Here is a 15,646-nt window from a genome sequence, read left to right as displayed (position 1 = left end):
TCCTTTGCTACCCGGTGCGGTTCTCCTCCGCCGGCAACGGGCTGATGAAAGTCTCCGGTCGACGAGCCGCGACCGCCTCCCACACACACGGAAGCAGCCGGTCCGACGGAATTCTCGACCCGAGATCGACTACCCGACGGGCCACAAGCTCTTAGCCCTTGCTCCAGATCGCCGCGAAGAGGCCGCCATCGGAGTCCAGGATCGTGGGCCGGTATCCCAGCGCCTTCAACTCGGTGGCCTTGAGGGTGTAGGTCACGCGGTTGAGGTTCAGGTACTCCTTCAGGCCGGTCGAGTCGCCCTTGGCCCACACGGTGGTGAGGAGCTTGCCGGGCTCGACTGCCATGAGAACGGGACGCAGGCCCTGCTTGGTCCGCGCCAGGAGCTCCTTGCCGCGCTGCTCGACGGTCTGCCCCATGGTCACCTGTACGGTTCCCGTGGCGGCCCCGGCGGCCCAGACAGCCGCGTAGAGCGGCTTCTCGGCCGTGCCGTACACGTCCAGCGAGGTGATGCCGAAGCCGGCGGCACTGAGCTGGGCGTTGACGGACGCGAAGGCCTGCTTGGTCAGGCCGAGCTTGGACTGGACCTTGCTGGTGGCCTTCTCGAAGACCGCCGCGAAGACCGCGCCCGGGCCCGAGCCGGTACCGGTGATCATGGTGGGCACGAAGCCCAGCTTCTGCTGTTCGGTGATGCGCTTCGGCAGGTCCGTGACCGACAGGTCCTGCAGGACGTTCACCTTGCGGGTGGCGTCCTTGATCCAGACGGACGCGTACTGCGGGTTGGCCGCGTTGGTCACGCTCAGCGCCTGGGGAACGTAGCCCGTGTTCAGTAGCTGCTTGACGCGCTGCAGCTGCGCGACCTCGCCGAGCCCCTGGAAGGAGAGCCAGTCCAGCAGCGGGTTCTGGACGGTCTTGGCGGGGGTGGTGGACTGTTCGGCCATCGCTGGAGATGCGAGGGCCAGCAGGGGAGCAGTGGCGACCGCCAGAGCCGTGGTGACCGCGGCGATCCTCGGAGTGCTCCTCATGATCCTCCTTAGGTAAAGGTTGTCCCAATTCCGAATGAGAGGCGACCATAACAGAGGATGAGGGAGAGTTGACCAGGTGTCACCGAGATCGCGACAAATCCGTGTCAGAAACCTCGCATTCCGGACACAGTAGGGGCTCCAGGCTGGAGGTTCTCCATGCTTGGCCCGGTCTCTACGCGAGGTCCCCCTCCACAGCTTCTTGACTGCGGGTTGACTCGCGACCGCCGTCGCTCGTGGCCTCGGCTGCGCCGCAGGCCTTGTACGGCCACACGTCCGTGGTCTGCGGCTGATCGGCGGTGTGCTGATAAAAGGCAAAAATCCGATTGATGGTTATCAGGGGTCGGAGATCATCCCGCTGATGTCATGAGAAGGGCGGACCCGTTACTTATTTGGGTCCGCCCTTCGAAATGGGAGAAAAGCTAGTTGACGTCGAGCTTGCGCTGGATGTCGATGAGGATGTGCATCATCGTCGACTGGTTCTCCTGCAGTTCGTTGAACTTGTTGGTGAACTTGTTGTCCATCTGCTCGAATCTGGCGTCCATCTCCGCGAACCGCGTGGTCACCTTCGCGTCGAGGGCCTTGACGTCGTTGGCCACGCCGTTGATCCGCTCGGTGAGTTGCTGCCCCAGCTCCGTCTGGTCTGCCCGGATCCGGATGCACTCGTTATCCAACTCGGTGCCGAGCGTGCAGGCGATGTCCTTGAAGCTCAAGTTGATCTCCCTTACCTTGTGAGTAAGGGACCGGGGATGTCTGTGATCTCCGGTCCCGCTTCTTTGCCAAGAGGATACCCCTCTGATCGCCGATCACGAACAGAATCGAAAGGATATTCCACCTGGTCAGACGGCAGGTGGGAGCTTAAATCCGGAATCTTCCGCCAATATCGCGGCGACTAATTTTGACGGCCGGACCGGCACCCTACCGACCGTCGCGCCCGCCGCCCCCGTGGCGGCGGGCCGTGCGATCTTCGTCAGAGCTTGCCGAGGGCGCGGGCGAGGATGGTGGCGGTGCGCGCGACGGCCTTGTCGTCGTTGGCGGCGCCCGCGGCCCGGTTGGTGTAGATCGACATGATGATGGGGGCGGCGGCCTTCGCGGGCCAGACGACGGCGATGTCGTTCCCGCCGCCGAACGCCGAATTGGTGCCGGTCTTGTCGCCGATGGTCCAGGTCTTGGGCAGGCCGGCGCGGATGCGGGCGTCGCCGGTCTTGGTCGCGATCAGCCAGGCGTTGAGCTGCTCCCGGTCCTTGGCGTGCAGCGCCTTGCCGGCCGTGACCGCGCGCAGGTCGCGGGCGATGACCGCGGGGGTGGTGGTGTCGCGCTTGTCCTTGGGGGTCCAGTCGTTCAGCTCCGTCTCCCAGCGGTCCAGGCGGGAGATCGGGTCCTTCAGCGTGCGGAAGTACCGGGTGAGCCCGGCGGGCCCGCCGATCTGCTTGAGGATCATGTTGCCGGCGGTGTTGTCGCTCAGGGTGATGGCCGCCTCGCACAGCTGGGCGACGGTCAGGCCGTCCTGCACGTGCTTCTCGGTGGTCGGGGAGTTCGGCTTCACCTCGTCGGCGGTCCAGTGCACGACCTTGGTCATCAGGCCAGGCTCGGCGGTGCGGGCCTTGTGCAGCACGGCCGCGCAGGCCATCGCTTTGAACGTGGAGAGCAGCGGGAAGCGCTCGCCCGACCGGTACCCGATCGTCTTCCCGGTGGCGGTGTCGATCGCGTACGCGCCGATGCGGCCCTTGAAGGACGCCTCCAGCGCGCGCAACTCCTTCCTGGCAGTGGCCTCCCCGGACGGGACCGCCTGCACCGCGGTCGCCGGTGCGGCCGAGGCCGTGCCCGTCGTGAGGGCGCCGCCCGCGAGGAAGGAGATCGTCAGAGCGGTCGCTGCCGTGAAACGGCGGTGTCGCATGCCATGTCCCTTTTGTCGTCCGTCAAGAGCGCAAGGAGCAAAGCAGATGCGATCACCTGATGTCTAATAGCGATATCGCGAAGAAATCGATATCGGTTCACGAATGACGCCAGGTCAGAACGAGGAGGCCGGCGGCGACGAGCCCGCCGGCGTGCAGGCACAACGTCGGGACGATGCCGGCGATCCCGCCGAGCACGCCGGCCAGCGCCATGCCGAGCAGTGCGGTGGCGGCCTGGGCGCTGGCCAGGAGGCCGATGACGCTTCCCCGGCGGTCGTCGCCGGTGACGGTCTGCGCCAGCGTGGTGAACCCGGCCATCGCGCCGGCCGCGGGCACTCCGGCCAGCACGATCAGGACCAGAGCGGGCCACAATGCGGGCACGGCGAGCGGATAGGCGAACAACGCCAGATCCAGCACCCCGAACACGACCGTCCCCCACCCCAGCAGCACCCAACCCTCGGTCACGTCGCGTGGCCCGAACGCTTGGGTAGGGTCAAAGCATGCGTCACCTCAAAAGCCGGTTCGTGCCCCTGGCCGTCTTCGCCTTGGCTGTCTTCGCCGCCGGATGCGGCGAGGTCAACAACACCATCGACAAGGCCCAGGCGTGCATCGAGGCGCCGAAGATCGTCACCGACCTGGGCACGCAGATCACCAAGCTCACCGACGACCCCCAGGCCATGGACAAGGCCCTGGACGATGCCGCCAGCAAGCTCAACAACGTGGCCGACAAGGCCGCCAACACCACGCTCAAAGAGGCTTCCGACGACCTGGCCGCGACCCTGACCGGCATCACCGTCAACGATGTCGGCGACGCCGTCGACGCGGCGCAGAAGGTCACCACCGAGAGTGCCGCCTACGTGGAGCAGGTGGCCAAGGCTTGTAGCTAAGGAATCCCGCCTTCTCTAGGGGAAATGGGGACGAATTAGCGTAAATCCCATGGAACCCGACCCGCGTTTCACCTTGGCCAACGAACGCACCTTCCTCACCTGGCTGAGCACGGCGCTGGCGCTCAGCGCGGGTGGGGTGGCCATGGCGGCGGTGCCGTCCGACGTGTTCGTGCCGTGGATCCGTACCGGACTGGCCGTCATCCTCGTCACGCTGTCCGCGCTGGCGGCGGGCATGGCCTACCCGCGCTGGCGCAACATCCAGCGGGCCCTGCGCGAGCAGGCCCCGCTGCCGCCGCCCGCGCTCGCGGCCGTCTTCGGGTACGGTGTGGCGGCCGTGGCGATCATCGCCCTCGTCCTCGTCATCCTGTCGGCCTGAGATGGCGCCGGAACAGGAGATCTGGGACCGGGGGCTGCAGAGCGAGCGCACCCGGCTCGCCTGGGTGCGTACCGCCGTGGCGCTGTCCACCGGCGGGCTCGGCGCGGCCGGGTTGTCCCTCAGGCACGGCCTGCCGGTGTTCGCGGCCGTGGTGTTCGCGCTGGCCGCGCTCTGCGGCGGCGTGTTGCTGATCAGGACCGGAGTGCGGTTCCGCCGCGTCCAGGAGGCGCTGCACGGCGGCAAGCCCTTGGACGAGGGGCTGGACGCGGTTTTCGGCTGGCTCGGCACGCTCAGCGTGGTCGCGGGTGCTTTCACCTTTGTGTTCACGATTCGGTGAGTCAGGTTGCGAGATCCCGAGAAGGGGGCGGAGACTCGAATGTGAGGGGGGTGACCTCATTGGAGGAAGAGCTCAGGAACGTGCCCTTCGAATGCCGCCGTTGCTGGCATGTCTGGGAAGAGGAATACCTGGTCAGGCACGTCCATGACCGTCATGGCAACGAGAGCCTGATCTGGCTGCGAGCCGGCCAGCCGGTGCCGCCGCCCGCTCCTGGCGCCATCTGCCCGCGGTGCGGAGGCCAGCAGGCCACCACGTTCCCGGAGGGCTACCTGTCACGCCATCCGGAGCTGATCCCACCGCCTGGGCCCGTCGCGCCCGACGCGACGCCGCTGCTCAGCCCGGTGCAGAGGCCGATTTACTGACCAACTAACCTGACACTTGGTGAGCATTTCATAGCGGCCAGTGTCACAAAGCCCGTCTTGCGGGTGGTTTGAGCCGGGCGGACACTCGGGGCGAACCGCGATCCGCAGCCGGGGGTGGTCCTGGTGCCCGATGGGTTCGACACCCGTGAGACGTGGCCCTTCGAATGTCTGCGTTGCCTGTACGTCTGGGAGGAGGAATTCGTCGTCAGACACCTCACCGACAACTACGGCAACGAGGTCGAGATCTGGCTCAGCTCGGGAGTGCCAGTGCCGCCGCCCAGGTCGGGCACCAGCTGCCCCGGCTGCGGCGCGTACCACGTGACGTCGTTTCCCACTGGCTACTTAGCGCGCCACCCCGAGCTCGTGCCCGAGCCCGAGGCGGCGCCGCAGCCGTTGTTCGTGCCGGTGCCAGAGCCGAGCAGGGCGCCGAGCAGGGCACCCGCGGAGCGGACGGCCCTGCCCGGCCGGCTACTGATCGCGCTCGGGGTGCCGCTGGCCGTCTTCGTCGGGTACGAGCTGTACGCGAACGTCGTGGCCGTGGCGCACCCCCATCGCTAGCTCAGGCTGTCCAGCCACGCCTGGTGCAGCCCGGCGAACCGGCCCGAGGCGGCGATGAGCCGATCCGGCGGTCCGTCCTCGACGATCTCGCCGCGGTCCATCACCAGCACCCGGTCGGCGATCTCCACTGTCGACAGCCGGTGCGCGATGATCAGCGCGGTCCGGTCGGCGAGGATCGTCCGCAGCGCCCGCTGCACCAGCCGCTCGCTCGGCACGTCGAGGCTGGAGGTGGCCTCGTCGAGGATCAGCACCGCGGGATCGGCGAGGAACGCCCTGGCGAACGCCACGAGTTGCCGCTGACCCGCTGACATGCGGCCGCCGCGCTTGCCGACCTCGGTGTCGTAGCCGTCCGGCAGGCCCGCGATGAACTCGTGCGCGCCGATCGCCTTGGCCGCCTCGCGCACCTGCCGGTCGGTGGCGTCCGGGCGGCCGAACCTGATGTTGTCCGCGACCGTGCCGGTGAACAGGAAGTTCTCCTGCGTCACCATGACCACGGCCTGGCGCAGCGTCGGCTCGTCCAGCGTGCGCAGGTCGACGCCGTCGAGCAGCACCCGGCCGTCGGTGGGGTCGTAGAAGCGGGAGATCAGCTTGGCCAGCGTCGTCTTGCCCGCGCCCGTCGCGCCCACCAGCGCCACGCTCTGCCCGCCCGGGATGGTCAGGTCGAGGCGGGGCAGGATCGGCATCTCCTCGACGTAGGCGAACCTGACGCCCTCGAAGCGCACCTTGCCGCGCGCCCTGCCCTGCGGCAGTGCCGCCGGCTTGCGCGGCTCCGGCACGGCCGGCTCCTCCTCCAGCACGCCCGACAGCTTCTCCAGGGCCGCACCCGCCGACTGCAGCGTGTTGTAGAACTGGCTGATCTCCTGCATCGGCTCGTAGAACTGGCGCAGGTACAGCAGGAACGCGGCCAGCACGCCGATCGTGACCTCCTGGTTGAAGGCCAGCCAGCCGCCGTAGAGCAGCACGCCGCCGACCGTCATGTTGCCGATCAGCTTGATCCCGGGCATGAAGAGCGCGATGAGCTGCATGCTGCTGGCGTTCGCGCCGCGGTAGTCGTCGTTGAGCTGCTGGAAGATCTCCTGGTTGCGCGGCTCCCTGCGGAACGCCTGCACCGCGCGGATGCCGGTCATCGACTCCACGAAGTGCACGATCACCAGCGCCACGGTCTCCCGCGTGCGCCGGTAGACGATCGCCGACTGCCGCCGGAACCACCGGGTGAACAGCAGCAGCAACGGCAGCGGGATCAACGCCACCAGGCCGAGATGGACGTCCAGCACCAGCAGCAGCGCCGCCGTGCCGAACATCGTCAGCACCGCCGTCACCAGCCCGTCGAAACCCGACTGGAGCAGCTCGGCGATGGCCTCGATGTCGGAGGTGAGCCGGGAGATGACCCGGCCGGAGGTGTATTTCTCGTGGAAGCTCAGCGACAGCCGCTGGAAGTGGTCGAACACCCTCCTGCGCAGCTCCAGCAGGATGCTCTGGCCGATCTTGCCCGACAGCCGCAGGAACGCCTGCCGGGTCAGCGCCTGCGTGACCGCCGCGGCCAGGATCACGCCGACCACGGTCAGCAGCGTGGCCGGGCCGCTGCCGCGCAACATCGGCGGGATGCCCGCGTCGATGCCCACCTTGACCAGGTAGGGGATCGCGAGTCCCGCCGCGTTCGACACGACGATGATCGCGGTTAACAGCGCGATCGACTTCCGGTACGGCGTGAGTAGGTCGCCCAGCAGCCTGCGGGAGCGCTCCCGCAGCAGGACGGAGACCTTTTCCGGCAGCTCGTCCTGGTCCTCGGAGGCGACGCCGCGCCAGGTCGTGGTGGCGGCCGTCATCGCAGGGCCCCTTCCGTCGGGTCGAAGTCCGCGTCCTGGGCCAGCAGCTCCCGGTATTCGGGCACGTCGGCCAGCAACTGGGTGTGGCGGCCGACGTGCGTGATGGTGCCGTCGCGCAGCAGCGCCACCTTGTTGGCCAGCAGCACGGTGGAGGCCCGGTGCGCCACCACGATGCCGGTGGCGTCGCGCAGCACGTGCCGCAGCGCCTCCTCCACCAGCGCCTCGGTCTCGACGTCGAGCGCGGACAGCGTGTCGTCGAGCACCAGGATCCTGGGCTTGCTCAGCACGGCCCTGGCCAGGGCGAGCCGCTGTCGTTGCCCGCCGGACAACGACAGGCCCTGCTCGCCGATGCGGGTGTCGAGGCCCCACGGCAGGTCGTACACGAACATGGCCTGGGCGGTCTGGATCGCCGCGGCCAGCTCCTCCTCGGTGGCGTCGAGCCGGCCGAGGGTGAGGTTTTCGCGCACGCTCATCGAGAACAGCGTCGGCTCCTCGAACGCCGTGGCCACCACCGAGCGCAGGGCGGGCAGCGTCAGGTCGCGCACATCCTGGCCGTCGATCGTGACGCGGCCCTCGGTCGGGTCGATCAGCCGGGGCACCAGCGCGGTCAGCGTGGTCTTGCCCGACCCGGTCGCGCCCACGATGGCGACCGTCTCGCCGGGGCGCACCTCCAGCCAGACGTCGCGCAGCACCGGCTGGTCGGAGTCGGGGAAGTGGAACCCGACGCCCTCGAAGCGCAGGTGGCCGCGCGGCCGGTCGATGGTCTGGGTGCCGTTCTCGATGGCCGGGACGGTGTCCATGACCTCCATGACCCGGTCGGCGGAGGTCATGGCCTCCTGGGCCATGGCCAGGATGTAGCCGAGGCTGGCGATGGGCCAGACGAGCTGCAACATCAGCGTCGTGAACGCCACCAGCCCGCCCAGCGTCAGCGACCCCGAGCCGACGGCCAGCGCGCCGAGCAGCAGCACCAGGGCGAGCGTGATCTGGGGGATCACCTCGAGGAAGGCGAAGAACTTGGCCGACAGCCGCACCTTGTCCATCGACGTGCCGTACACCTTGAGCGCGGCGTCGTCGTAGGTGTCGTAGACGTGGTGGCGGCGGCCGAACGCCTTGATCGTGCGGATCCCGATGGCCGATTCCTCGACGAGCGTGGCGAGGTCGCCCTGCTCGTCCTGGACCTGGCGGGAGATCCTGATGTAGCGCTTCTCGAACCGGAGCGACACCAGCACGATCGGCACCGACGAGGCCGCGACGAGCAGCCCGAGCGGCCAGTACTTGTTCAGCAGCAGGACGGTCACCGTGATCAGCTGGAGCACGTTCATGACCAGGAAGAGCATGCCGAATCCGAGGAACCGGCGGATCGTCGACAGGTCGGTCGTGGCCCGCGACAGTAACTGGCCGGACTGCCAGTCACCGTGGAAGCCCATGGGCAGGCGTTGCAGGTGCTGGTAGAGGTCGTCGCGGATGGCGGTCTCGAGCCCGAGCACCGGCTTGATCTGCGCCCACCGCCTGAGGAAGATCAGGAAGGCTTCGACGGCGCCCACGCCGAGGGCGAGCAGCCCGAGCGGGAGCAGTGCGCCCTGGTCGCCATGGAGGACGGGGCCGTCGACGACCTGCTCACTGATGAGAGGCAGCGAGATGCCGGCGCCTATGCCGATCATCGCTGCCAGCCAGATGAAGGTCAGTCTGACGACATAGGGGCGGAGGTAGGACTTCATCCGCCACAGGGAGTTGGAGGAGAGCAGGGGACGGCGAGGTGTGTGCGTATCGGGAGGCATCCCTTCTAGGCTAATACGCCGGATCAAGCGATTTTCTGTGGCCCCCGGGTGTGGCTTCTGTACGTGACGTGCGGAAACGTGAAAGATCATGGATTTCGGCTGGGTGTCACGTTCGTCGTGATGTCGAGGATGGAGGACTCATGATCGACCCGTCAGAGCTGCCGCACCTGCGTCGTTGCGTCGAACTGGCCAGGCGGGCGCTGGAGGCCGGCGACGAGCCGTTCGGCTCGGTGCTGGTTTCGGGCGACGGCGCCGTCCTGGCCGAGGACCACAACCGGGTGGCGTCGGGAGACGGCACCCAGCACCCGGAGTTCGCGCTCGCCCGGTGGTCGGCGGCCCACCTGACGCCCGCGGAACGCGCCGCCGCCACGGTCTACACCTCGGGCGAGCACTGCCCGATGTGCGCCGCCGCCCACGCCTGGGTGGGACTGGGGCGGATCGTCTACGTGGCCTCGTCGGAGCAGCTCGCCTCCTGGCTGTCCGAGCTCGGCGTGCCCGCGCCGCCCGTACGCACGTTGCCGGTCAACGACGTCGCGCCCGGCGTGGCGGTGGAGGGGCCGGTGCCCGAGCTGGCCGAGGAGGTGCACGAGTTGCACCGCCGCTTCCACACCTGAGGTCGTATGCGGCTTGACCTGAGGTTTGTACTGTTCGTGGCACAGTCGGATCATGGTGTTCGGCCGCTCCATCAGGGCTCGGATGACGATCGTGACTGTGGTGGTGTTCGGGGTCATCGTTCTCGCCGGAGTGGTGGCGATCTCGCTGATGTACCCGGTATGGGTGCGGGCCGAGCTGACCGCCAAGGCGGACAAGGCCAGCCGGCACCTCGCCATGATGATCGACCGGCACCGGTTCACCAGACCGATCCCGACGCAGGGCGACGTCGCGCTCCAGCAGATCGTGGACGCCCAGGGCCGGGTGGTGGCCTCGAACGGGGGCCTCGCCGGGCGGCCGCCGCTCACCCGGGCCTGGCCCACCGGCGGCGACCCGCGCGTCCATGTCCGGGTGTGCCGGCGCGACGGGTGCATGATCGTGGTGGGGACCAGCAACCGCGCCACCGCGTACGGGGTGCCCTGCGTCGCCTACGCGGCCGTGCGGGAGCCGTTCCTGCTGAGCTCGCCGTTCCTGCCCCTGGTCCTGTTCGGTGGGTCGGCGCTGTTGCTGGCGCTGATGGGGTGGGGCGCCTGGTACGGCGTCGGCCGGGTGCTGGCCCCCGTGGAACGCATCCGGTCGGGCCTCGAACGGATCAGCGCCGTGGACCTGAGCCGGCGCATCGAGGTGCCTGACACGCACGACGAGGTCGCCGAGCTGGCCACCACCGTCAACGACACCCTGGCGCGGCTGGAGGACGCGGTGGATCGGCACCGGCGGTTCGTGTCGGACGCCTCCCACGAGCTGCGGACGCCGATCGCGGCCATGATGATACGGCTCGAGGCGGGACTCGAGAACCTGGACGAGGCCGACTGGCGAGCGGCGCTCAAGGACGTGCAGCGGCTGTCCGACATCGTGCAGGACCTGCTCCTGATGGCCCGGCTGGACGCGGGCACGCAGGCGGGGCTGGAACGCGTCGAGCTGGGGCGGCTCGTGCAGGACGAGCTTTCCCGGCGGCCCACCCGGCTGCCGGTGGTCGCCGATGTCCAGCCCGGTGTCTTCGTACAGGGGAATGGGCTGCGGCTCGCTCGGTGCCTGGGAAATCTGTTGTCGAACGCGGACCGGTACGGCGATTCCTGTGTCTGCGTTTCCGTGCGGAATTGCGGGGACGACGCCGTGCTCGAGGTGCTGGATGACGGGCCGGGGATTCCCGAGGAGATGCGGGAGCGGGTGTTCGAGCGGTTCACGCGACTCGACGGCGCCCGGCCCAGAGACACCGGGGGAAGCGGGCTAGGGCTCCCGATCGCCCGCGACATCGCCAAGGCCCACGGGGGGACGCTCGAGATCGGCGAGGGGCCCGGGGCCCGGCTGATCCTCCGACTTCCGCGGGCCTTCGTCTGAGACTTCGTCGTCGACGGTGGACAGGTAATGGAGGAAGAGCTGTCCCAGTGACGTGTCATCGCGGAAAGAGATCTCCCGCACCCACGTCGAGAGGTCGTCATCGGCGCGAATCCTCAGCTCGACGGGAGGGTGTTTCGCGAATCTGTCCGGCCAGCTGTGGAACACCAGATCCCTGATGTCGAAGTGCTCACCGCGGTCGAGCCAGATCACCATCATCCTGGTCCCCTCGCGCACGAAATGACGCACCCGGAGCGTGTGGGTGAGCGCTCCCCATTCACTCCTGGTGAGCTGGGAATGCCACAGACGTGAAATCCTGCGCCACCGCTCGTTCGCCGGCTCCGGCCGATCGGTGCGGAAGAGTTCCGTGCCCGGGATCGGCTCTCCCGCCGAGAGCACCGACAACAGCAGCAGGTTGGCGCTGTAGGCGGCGCAGCGGGCCGGCGCCTCCGCAGTCACCGGCCGGTAGGCGTCATACACCGACTCCCGCCTGGACAGCAGGGAAACGGCGAACAGTTCGCACAGGTGACGCCGCAGCAACGCGCGCCGGTTCGCCGGAATGCTGTGGCTGATGCCGTATTCGAGGAATTCCACGATCGGGGCGCGGACGGTGAGGGCGGCGAAGGACAGGAGCGCGTACAGGAATGCGTCGCCGGGTCTCGTCGGGCGGTTGCGCGAATCGGCGAGGGCCAGTTCCTCGGCCATGTCGGCGAGCTCGCGCAGCACCAGCCGGGCGACCAGGTATTCGCCGAACGTGGCGTGCAGGAACTCATAGGTCTTGAGCCGCTCCTCCTCCCGCAGCGCCTGGGTCGTGTGCACGAAGAAGAAGCTGCCGATGACGCCTTCCGCCGGGGTCAGGGCACGGCGGAAATTGTTCGGCTGCTGCGTTTCGTGCGCGTCCGGGAGGAGTGCTCGCAGGTCGGCCTCCAGGTCGTTTTCCCGGACCCATTGCAGGCCGCGGTTGAACATGGCGAACGCGGCGACCGAGAGCCGCAACAATTCGCCTTCCACGGCCCGTGACAGGTCGGCGTCCGGGCGGCCGTCGCCGGACTTGAGCACTTCGCGGGTGGCGAAGCCGCGCAGCAGGCGTTCGTACAGCTCGGCCTCGTGGAGTTCGTCCCGTACGAGCCGCAGCGCGTTCGCGTCCGCGTCGTACAGGGCCAGCATGAACAGCAGCAGGGGTTGCTCGGCGAGGTTCGGCACGGCCAGCACGTTGTCCACGAGGAGCGGCTCCAGGGAATGTCGCTGGAAATATCCGTGGTTGGCGTGGTTCCAGATGGTGACCCACTGGCGTACCTGGTCCTCGTCGAACGGCTCCAGCCGCAACACGATCGAGGCGCTGGGAACCCGGGCCCGGTCCGCCACCGCCGTGCGGGAGGTGACGATGACCGCCAGCGCCCGGCCCCGTTCGGCCTGGCGGCGCTGGAACTGGGCGACTCTTTCGAGGTAGTCGGCCTGGTTCACCCCGGTCGCCTGGAGCAGCTCGTCGAATCCGTCGAGCATGACCACGGGCAGCGCCCCGCCCGCCGCGCCCACCAGGTCGGGCCAGGACATCGGCTCGTCCAGCGCGTCCTTGATGCCGTGCTGGATCTGCGCCAGCACGTCGCTCTCCGCGGGGACGCCACGCAGCTCCACCCTGAGCGGGAGGAACTCGGCGGCGGGCAGCCGCGCCGCCAGCATCCGCGTCAGCACGGACTTGCCCGCGCCCGGCTGGCCGAGCACGACGAGGGGCGCGTCCACCGCCTGCGGCAGGGTGAGGTGGCCGGACAGGAACGCGTCGAGATCGTCGCGGCGGGGGAGCCGCGCCCACGACTCCTCCGAGGCGATGTGGCGACCGTGCCCGGGCGGGAGCAGGCGGAAGCTCGGGTTGACATAACCCTGGTCCAGGAGGGGGATGGTCGGTCCCGGCGGCGTGTCGGAGGAGGTCGCGATCGGCCGGCCGAGGGCGGCGCGGTTCGCCTGGACGAGTGCTCCCAGACGGTCGGACGGCTCGCGAGCGGAGGCGATGGCGGACAGCCGTTCCTGGATCCCCGCCAGGCCTCGTGACAGGCTCCTGACCTCGGTTCGGGTGGCCTGGTGTTCGACGAGGGCGGACCAGCTCGCGACCTCGGGGAAGTCGGCGACGAGCTGCCGGAACAACTCCTCGTAGCGGCGCAGCGCCCGTTCGGGTATCTCACGGGCCAGCCGCGCCCGGGTGGTCTCGTCCCAGGTGTCCCAGCAGGCCAGGCCGGACAGGAAGCTCATCAGGGCCTTGGTGATCACCGTGTAGTGCTCGATCAGGTCCCGGAGCACGTCCTCGTGCGGATGCTGGGGGGTGGGCATCGGCATGGGCATGGCGATCACCCCCTCCACGAGGTTGCCGCTGTCCAGCCCGGTCAGCCGTTCCTGGTCCTCGCGGGTCAGCTCGGACAACGCCCACCTCGTCAAGGGCTTCGAGGTAGGCGGTGAACACGATGACCGCGTGCGCCGCCACCAGCCGTCGCGTCCTGTCGTACCTGCTCAGGCCCTTGACCCTGTCGCGCAGGCGGCGGATCAGCCCGTCGCCGAGCTGCACCGCCTGGCCGCGGACGTCGAACAGGTCGAGCCCGCCCAGCCCGAACAACAGCAGGGATGATCCCTTGTCGAGCACTTCGGTGAGCGTGCTCGTGCCGTCCAATAGGGCGACTGCGTCGCGATAGCTCATCACCGGGCACACGGGAGGCTCCTGGGGGTGGCGGGAAACGGGCCTACCCGTAGTCTGCCGAAACGAGCGACGGTGTGTGCTCCCGTTCGGTCAGGAGCCGCCGAGGGCGATCGTGCCGGCCACCTCGGCGTGCCGCTCGGCCTCCTCCTCGGCGAAGCGCGCCTCGTCGATCTTGTCGGCGATCTCCTCGTCCTGCCTCATCAGCGCGTCCAGCGACTGGCCCGCCATCTCCAGCACGCCCATCTCCGCGTACGCCTGCTGCAGCCGCGGGCTCCACAACCCGATGTCCTTCACGCACGGCACGATCCGGCTGAACAGCAGCGACCTGAACAGCTTCAGGTAATCCGACTGGTCGGTGGCCTGCATGGCCTCCTCGACCTCGGACTTCGACAGGCCCAGGTTCTCCCAGGTCTCCCGGCCGCGCAGCCGGTCGCGCATGAGATAGCAGCCCTCGATGACGAAGTCCTCGCGCTCGCGCAGCTCCGTCTCCGACAGGTTCCGGTAGTAGTCGCGCAGCGCCATGCGCCCGAACGCGACGTGCCTGGCCTCGTCCTGCATCACGTACGCGAGGATCTGCTTGGGCAGCGGCTTGGTCGTGATGTCGCGCATCACCCCGAACGCCGCCAGCGCCAGCCCCTCGATGAGGACCTGCATGCCCAGGTACGGCATGTCCCAGCGGGAGTCGCTCAGCGTGCTGTCGAGCAGCGCCTTGAGGTGCTCGTTGATCGGGTACGCCAGGCCGACCTTCTCCTGCAGGAACCGGGCGTAGGTCTCGGCGTGCCGGGCCTCGTCCATCGTCTGCGTGGCCGCGTAGAACTTCGAGTCGAGATCGGGGACCGACTCCACGATCTTGGCCGAGCAGATCATCGCGCCCTGCTCGCCGTGCAGGAACTGGGAGAACTGCCAGGCCGCGCCGTGCAGCCGGACGTCCTTGCGGGTTTCCTCGCTCATCCGGTCCCAGAGCGGGGTGCCGTAGATGGCGATGGTCTGGTCGGGGACCCCGAGCACGTTGTACGGATCGACGTCGAGGTCCCAGTCGATCCGCTTGGTCGAGTCCCACTGCTTGTCCTTGCCCTTTTGGTACAACGCCAGCATGCGATCTCTGCCGTCGTCGTACTCCCAGGTGAACCGGCTGGCGCCGGACATCTCGACGTCCCAGGTGGAGAGCTCGGTGGGAATGGTGTAGAGATCGTGCGTCGACATGGGACCTCCGGGGGGAGACTACGTACACCGTACGTCCACCTTCGAGACTGCACGTACGGCGTACGTCAGTCAATAGAATGAGCTATGCCCACCGAGCCGCTCTCCCGAGGCCGCATCGTCGCCGCGGCCATCGACCTCATCGAGCGCGAGGGCGCCGACGCGGTCTCCATGCGGCGCATCGCGGCCGAGCTGGGCGTCGGCGTGATGTCCCTCTACAACCACGTGCCCAACAAGGACGCCCTGCTCAACGGGGTGGCCGAGGCGGTGCTGAGCGAGATCGAGTTCACCGACGACCCCGGCGCGCACTGGACCGACCGGGTGCGCGTGCAGGCGCGGGCGTTCCGGCAGATCGCGCACGACCACCCGCGCTCCACCATGCTCGTGGTCAGCCGCCAGCTCCACTCCACCGCCGGGCTGCTGCCGGTCGAGCGCGCGCTGGCCACGCTGCGCAGCGCCGGGTTCGACGGGGCGGACGCGGTCAGGATGTTGCGGATGTTCATCGCGTTCATCGTGGGCTCGCTGCTGCGGGAGGTCGGGGTGACGCCCGCGTTCGCGCCGGTGCAGACCAGGACGATCAGGGCCGAGGGGGTCGATCCGGCGTTGTTCCCCGAGGTCAGCTCGCTGGCGCCGCTGCTGAACCAGTGCGACCACGAGGCCGAGTTCGACTTCGGGGTCGAGCTGCTGATCCAGGCCATCGCGGTGCATTCGGGGCGTAAGGAGGGCACCCGGTGAGCCGC

General features: G+C 68.5%; 15 protein-coding genes and 1 pseudogene. 8 read left to right on the top strand and 8 right to left on the bottom strand.

Translation table 11 applies throughout. From position 1 onward, the window contains the following. Positions 1 to 151: 151 nt before the first annotated feature. The 4 genes from ACFLIM_RS26760 to ACFLIM_RS26745 all read right to left on the bottom strand — a co-directional run bounded on the left by ACFLIM_RS26760 (position 152) and on the right by ACFLIM_RS26745 (position 3,378). Positions 152 to 1,021 carry a hypothetical protein gene (locus tag ACFLIM_RS26760; protein WP_393169973.1) on the bottom strand — a complete coding sequence of 290 codons (870 nt, stop codon included), beginning with the start codon at positions 1,019 to 1,021 and terminating at the stop codon, positions 152 to 154. Positions 1,022 to 1,440: 419 nt separating this feature from the next. Further along, positions 1,441 to 1,731 carry a hypothetical protein gene (locus ACFLIM_RS26755; RefSeq protein WP_393169971.1) on the bottom strand — a complete coding sequence of 97 codons (291 nt, stop codon included), beginning with the start codon at positions 1,729 to 1,731 and terminating at the stop codon, positions 1,441 to 1,443. Between the two features lie 257 nt (positions 1,732 to 1,988). Then, complete coding sequence (bla, locus tag ACFLIM_RS26750; RefSeq protein WP_393169969.1) at positions 1,989 to 2,915, bottom strand: class A beta-lactamase; 927 nt, start codon at positions 2,913 to 2,915, stop codon at positions 1,989 to 1,991. A gap of 97 nt (positions 2,916 to 3,012) precedes the next feature. Then, positions 3,013 to 3,378 (bottom strand): hypothetical protein, encoded by a 366-nt coding sequence (locus tag ACFLIM_RS26745; RefSeq protein ID WP_393169967.1) that lies wholly within the window; start codon positions 3,376 to 3,378, stop codon positions 3,013 to 3,015. A gap of 35 nt (positions 3,379 to 3,413) precedes the next feature. On the opposite strand from ACFLIM_RS26745, the gene ACFLIM_RS26740 reads away from it, so the two are divergent. The 5 genes from ACFLIM_RS26740 (at position 3,414) to ACFLIM_RS26720 (ending at position 5,433) form a co-directional block, all read left to right on the top strand. Then, entirely contained in the window at positions 3,414 to 3,800 is a 387-nt protein-coding gene (locus ACFLIM_RS26740) for a hypothetical protein (RefSeq protein ID WP_393169965.1), read from the top strand. 49 nt (positions 3,801 to 3,849) lie between these two features. Further along, on the top strand, positions 3,850 to 4,176 hold the full coding sequence (locus ACFLIM_RS26735; RefSeq protein ID WP_393169963.1) for a YidH family protein: 327 nt from the start codon (positions 3,850 to 3,852) through the stop codon (positions 4,174 to 4,176). Position 4,177: 1 nt separating this feature from the next. Beyond that, positions 4,178 to 4,513: a DUF202 domain-containing protein gene (locus tag ACFLIM_RS26730; RefSeq protein WP_393169961.1), complete on the top strand. Its 336-nt coding sequence runs from the start codon at positions 4,178 to 4,180 to the stop codon at positions 4,511 to 4,513. 50 nt (positions 4,514 to 4,563) lie between these two features. Beyond that, the gene (locus ACFLIM_RS26725) at positions 4,564 to 4,875 is read left to right on the top strand and encodes a hypothetical protein (RefSeq protein ID WP_393169959.1); all 312 of its coding nucleotides are present in this window, start codon (positions 4,564 to 4,566) and stop codon (positions 4,873 to 4,875) included. Between the two features lie 123 nt (positions 4,876 to 4,998). Beyond that, positions 4,999 to 5,433: a hypothetical protein gene (locus ACFLIM_RS26720; RefSeq protein ID WP_393169957.1), complete on the top strand. Its 435-nt coding sequence runs from the start codon at positions 4,999 to 5,001 to the stop codon at positions 5,431 to 5,433. On the opposite strand, the gene ACFLIM_RS26715 is transcribed toward ACFLIM_RS26720, so the two are convergent. Next, positions 5,430 to 7,259, bottom strand: a complete 1,830-nt coding sequence (locus tag ACFLIM_RS26715; protein ID WP_393169955.1) for an ABC transporter ATP-binding protein — start codon at positions 7,257 to 7,259, stop codon at positions 5,430 to 5,432. The two genes, ACFLIM_RS26720 and ACFLIM_RS26715, sit on opposite strands and share 4 nt — an antisense overlap. Then, positions 7,256 to 9,037 carry an ABC transporter ATP-binding protein gene (locus ACFLIM_RS26710; RefSeq protein ID WP_393169953.1) on the bottom strand — a complete coding sequence of 594 codons (1,782 nt, stop codon included), beginning with the start codon at positions 9,035 to 9,037 and terminating at the stop codon, positions 7,256 to 7,258. Before ACFLIM_RS26710 ends, ACFLIM_RS26715 begins: the two co-directional genes overlap by 4 nt. A 140-nt stretch (positions 9,038 to 9,177) precedes the next feature. On the opposite strand from ACFLIM_RS26710, the gene ACFLIM_RS26705 reads away from it, so the two are divergent. After that, a complete protein-coding gene (locus ACFLIM_RS26705) occupies positions 9,178 to 9,651 on the top strand; it encodes a nucleoside deaminase (RefSeq protein WP_393169951.1) in 474 nt (157 codons plus the stop codon). An 82-nt stretch (positions 9,652 to 9,733) separates the two neighbouring features. After that, entirely contained in the window at positions 9,734 to 11,026 is a 1,293-nt protein-coding gene (locus ACFLIM_RS26700) for a sensor histidine kinase (RefSeq protein ID WP_393169949.1), read from the top strand. On the opposite strand, the pseudogene ACFLIM_RS26695 reads toward ACFLIM_RS26700, so the two are convergent. Further along, a pseudogene (locus ACFLIM_RS26695) lies at positions 10,916 to 13,706 on the bottom strand (NACHT domain-containing protein). The gene ACFLIM_RS26700 and the pseudogene ACFLIM_RS26695 sit on opposite strands and share 111 nt — an antisense overlap. 90 nt (positions 13,707 to 13,796) lie before the next feature. Continuing rightward, positions 13,797 to 14,909: a ferritin-like domain-containing protein gene (locus ACFLIM_RS26690; protein ID WP_393169948.1), complete on the bottom strand. Its 1,113-nt coding sequence runs from the start codon at positions 14,907 to 14,909 to the stop codon at positions 13,797 to 13,799. 84 nt (positions 14,910 to 14,993) lie between these two features. On the opposite strand from ACFLIM_RS26690, the gene ACFLIM_RS26685 reads away from it, so the two are divergent. After that, positions 14,994 to 15,641 (top strand): TetR/AcrR family transcriptional regulator, encoded by a 648-nt coding sequence (locus ACFLIM_RS26685; RefSeq protein ID WP_393169946.1) that lies wholly within the window; start codon positions 14,994 to 14,996, stop codon positions 15,639 to 15,641. Positions 15,642 to 15,646 lie beyond the last annotated feature (5 nt).

Origin of the sequence: Nonomuraea marmarensis, assembly GCF_043197025.1 — a bacterium.
In the GTDB taxonomy this organism is placed as follows: domain Bacteria; phylum Actinomycetota; class Actinomycetes; order Streptosporangiales; family Streptosporangiaceae; genus Nonomuraea; species Nonomuraea marmarensis.
The sequence above is the reverse complement of the archived record's forward strand: the minus strand, read 5'-3'. Positions and strand labels throughout refer to the sequence as shown.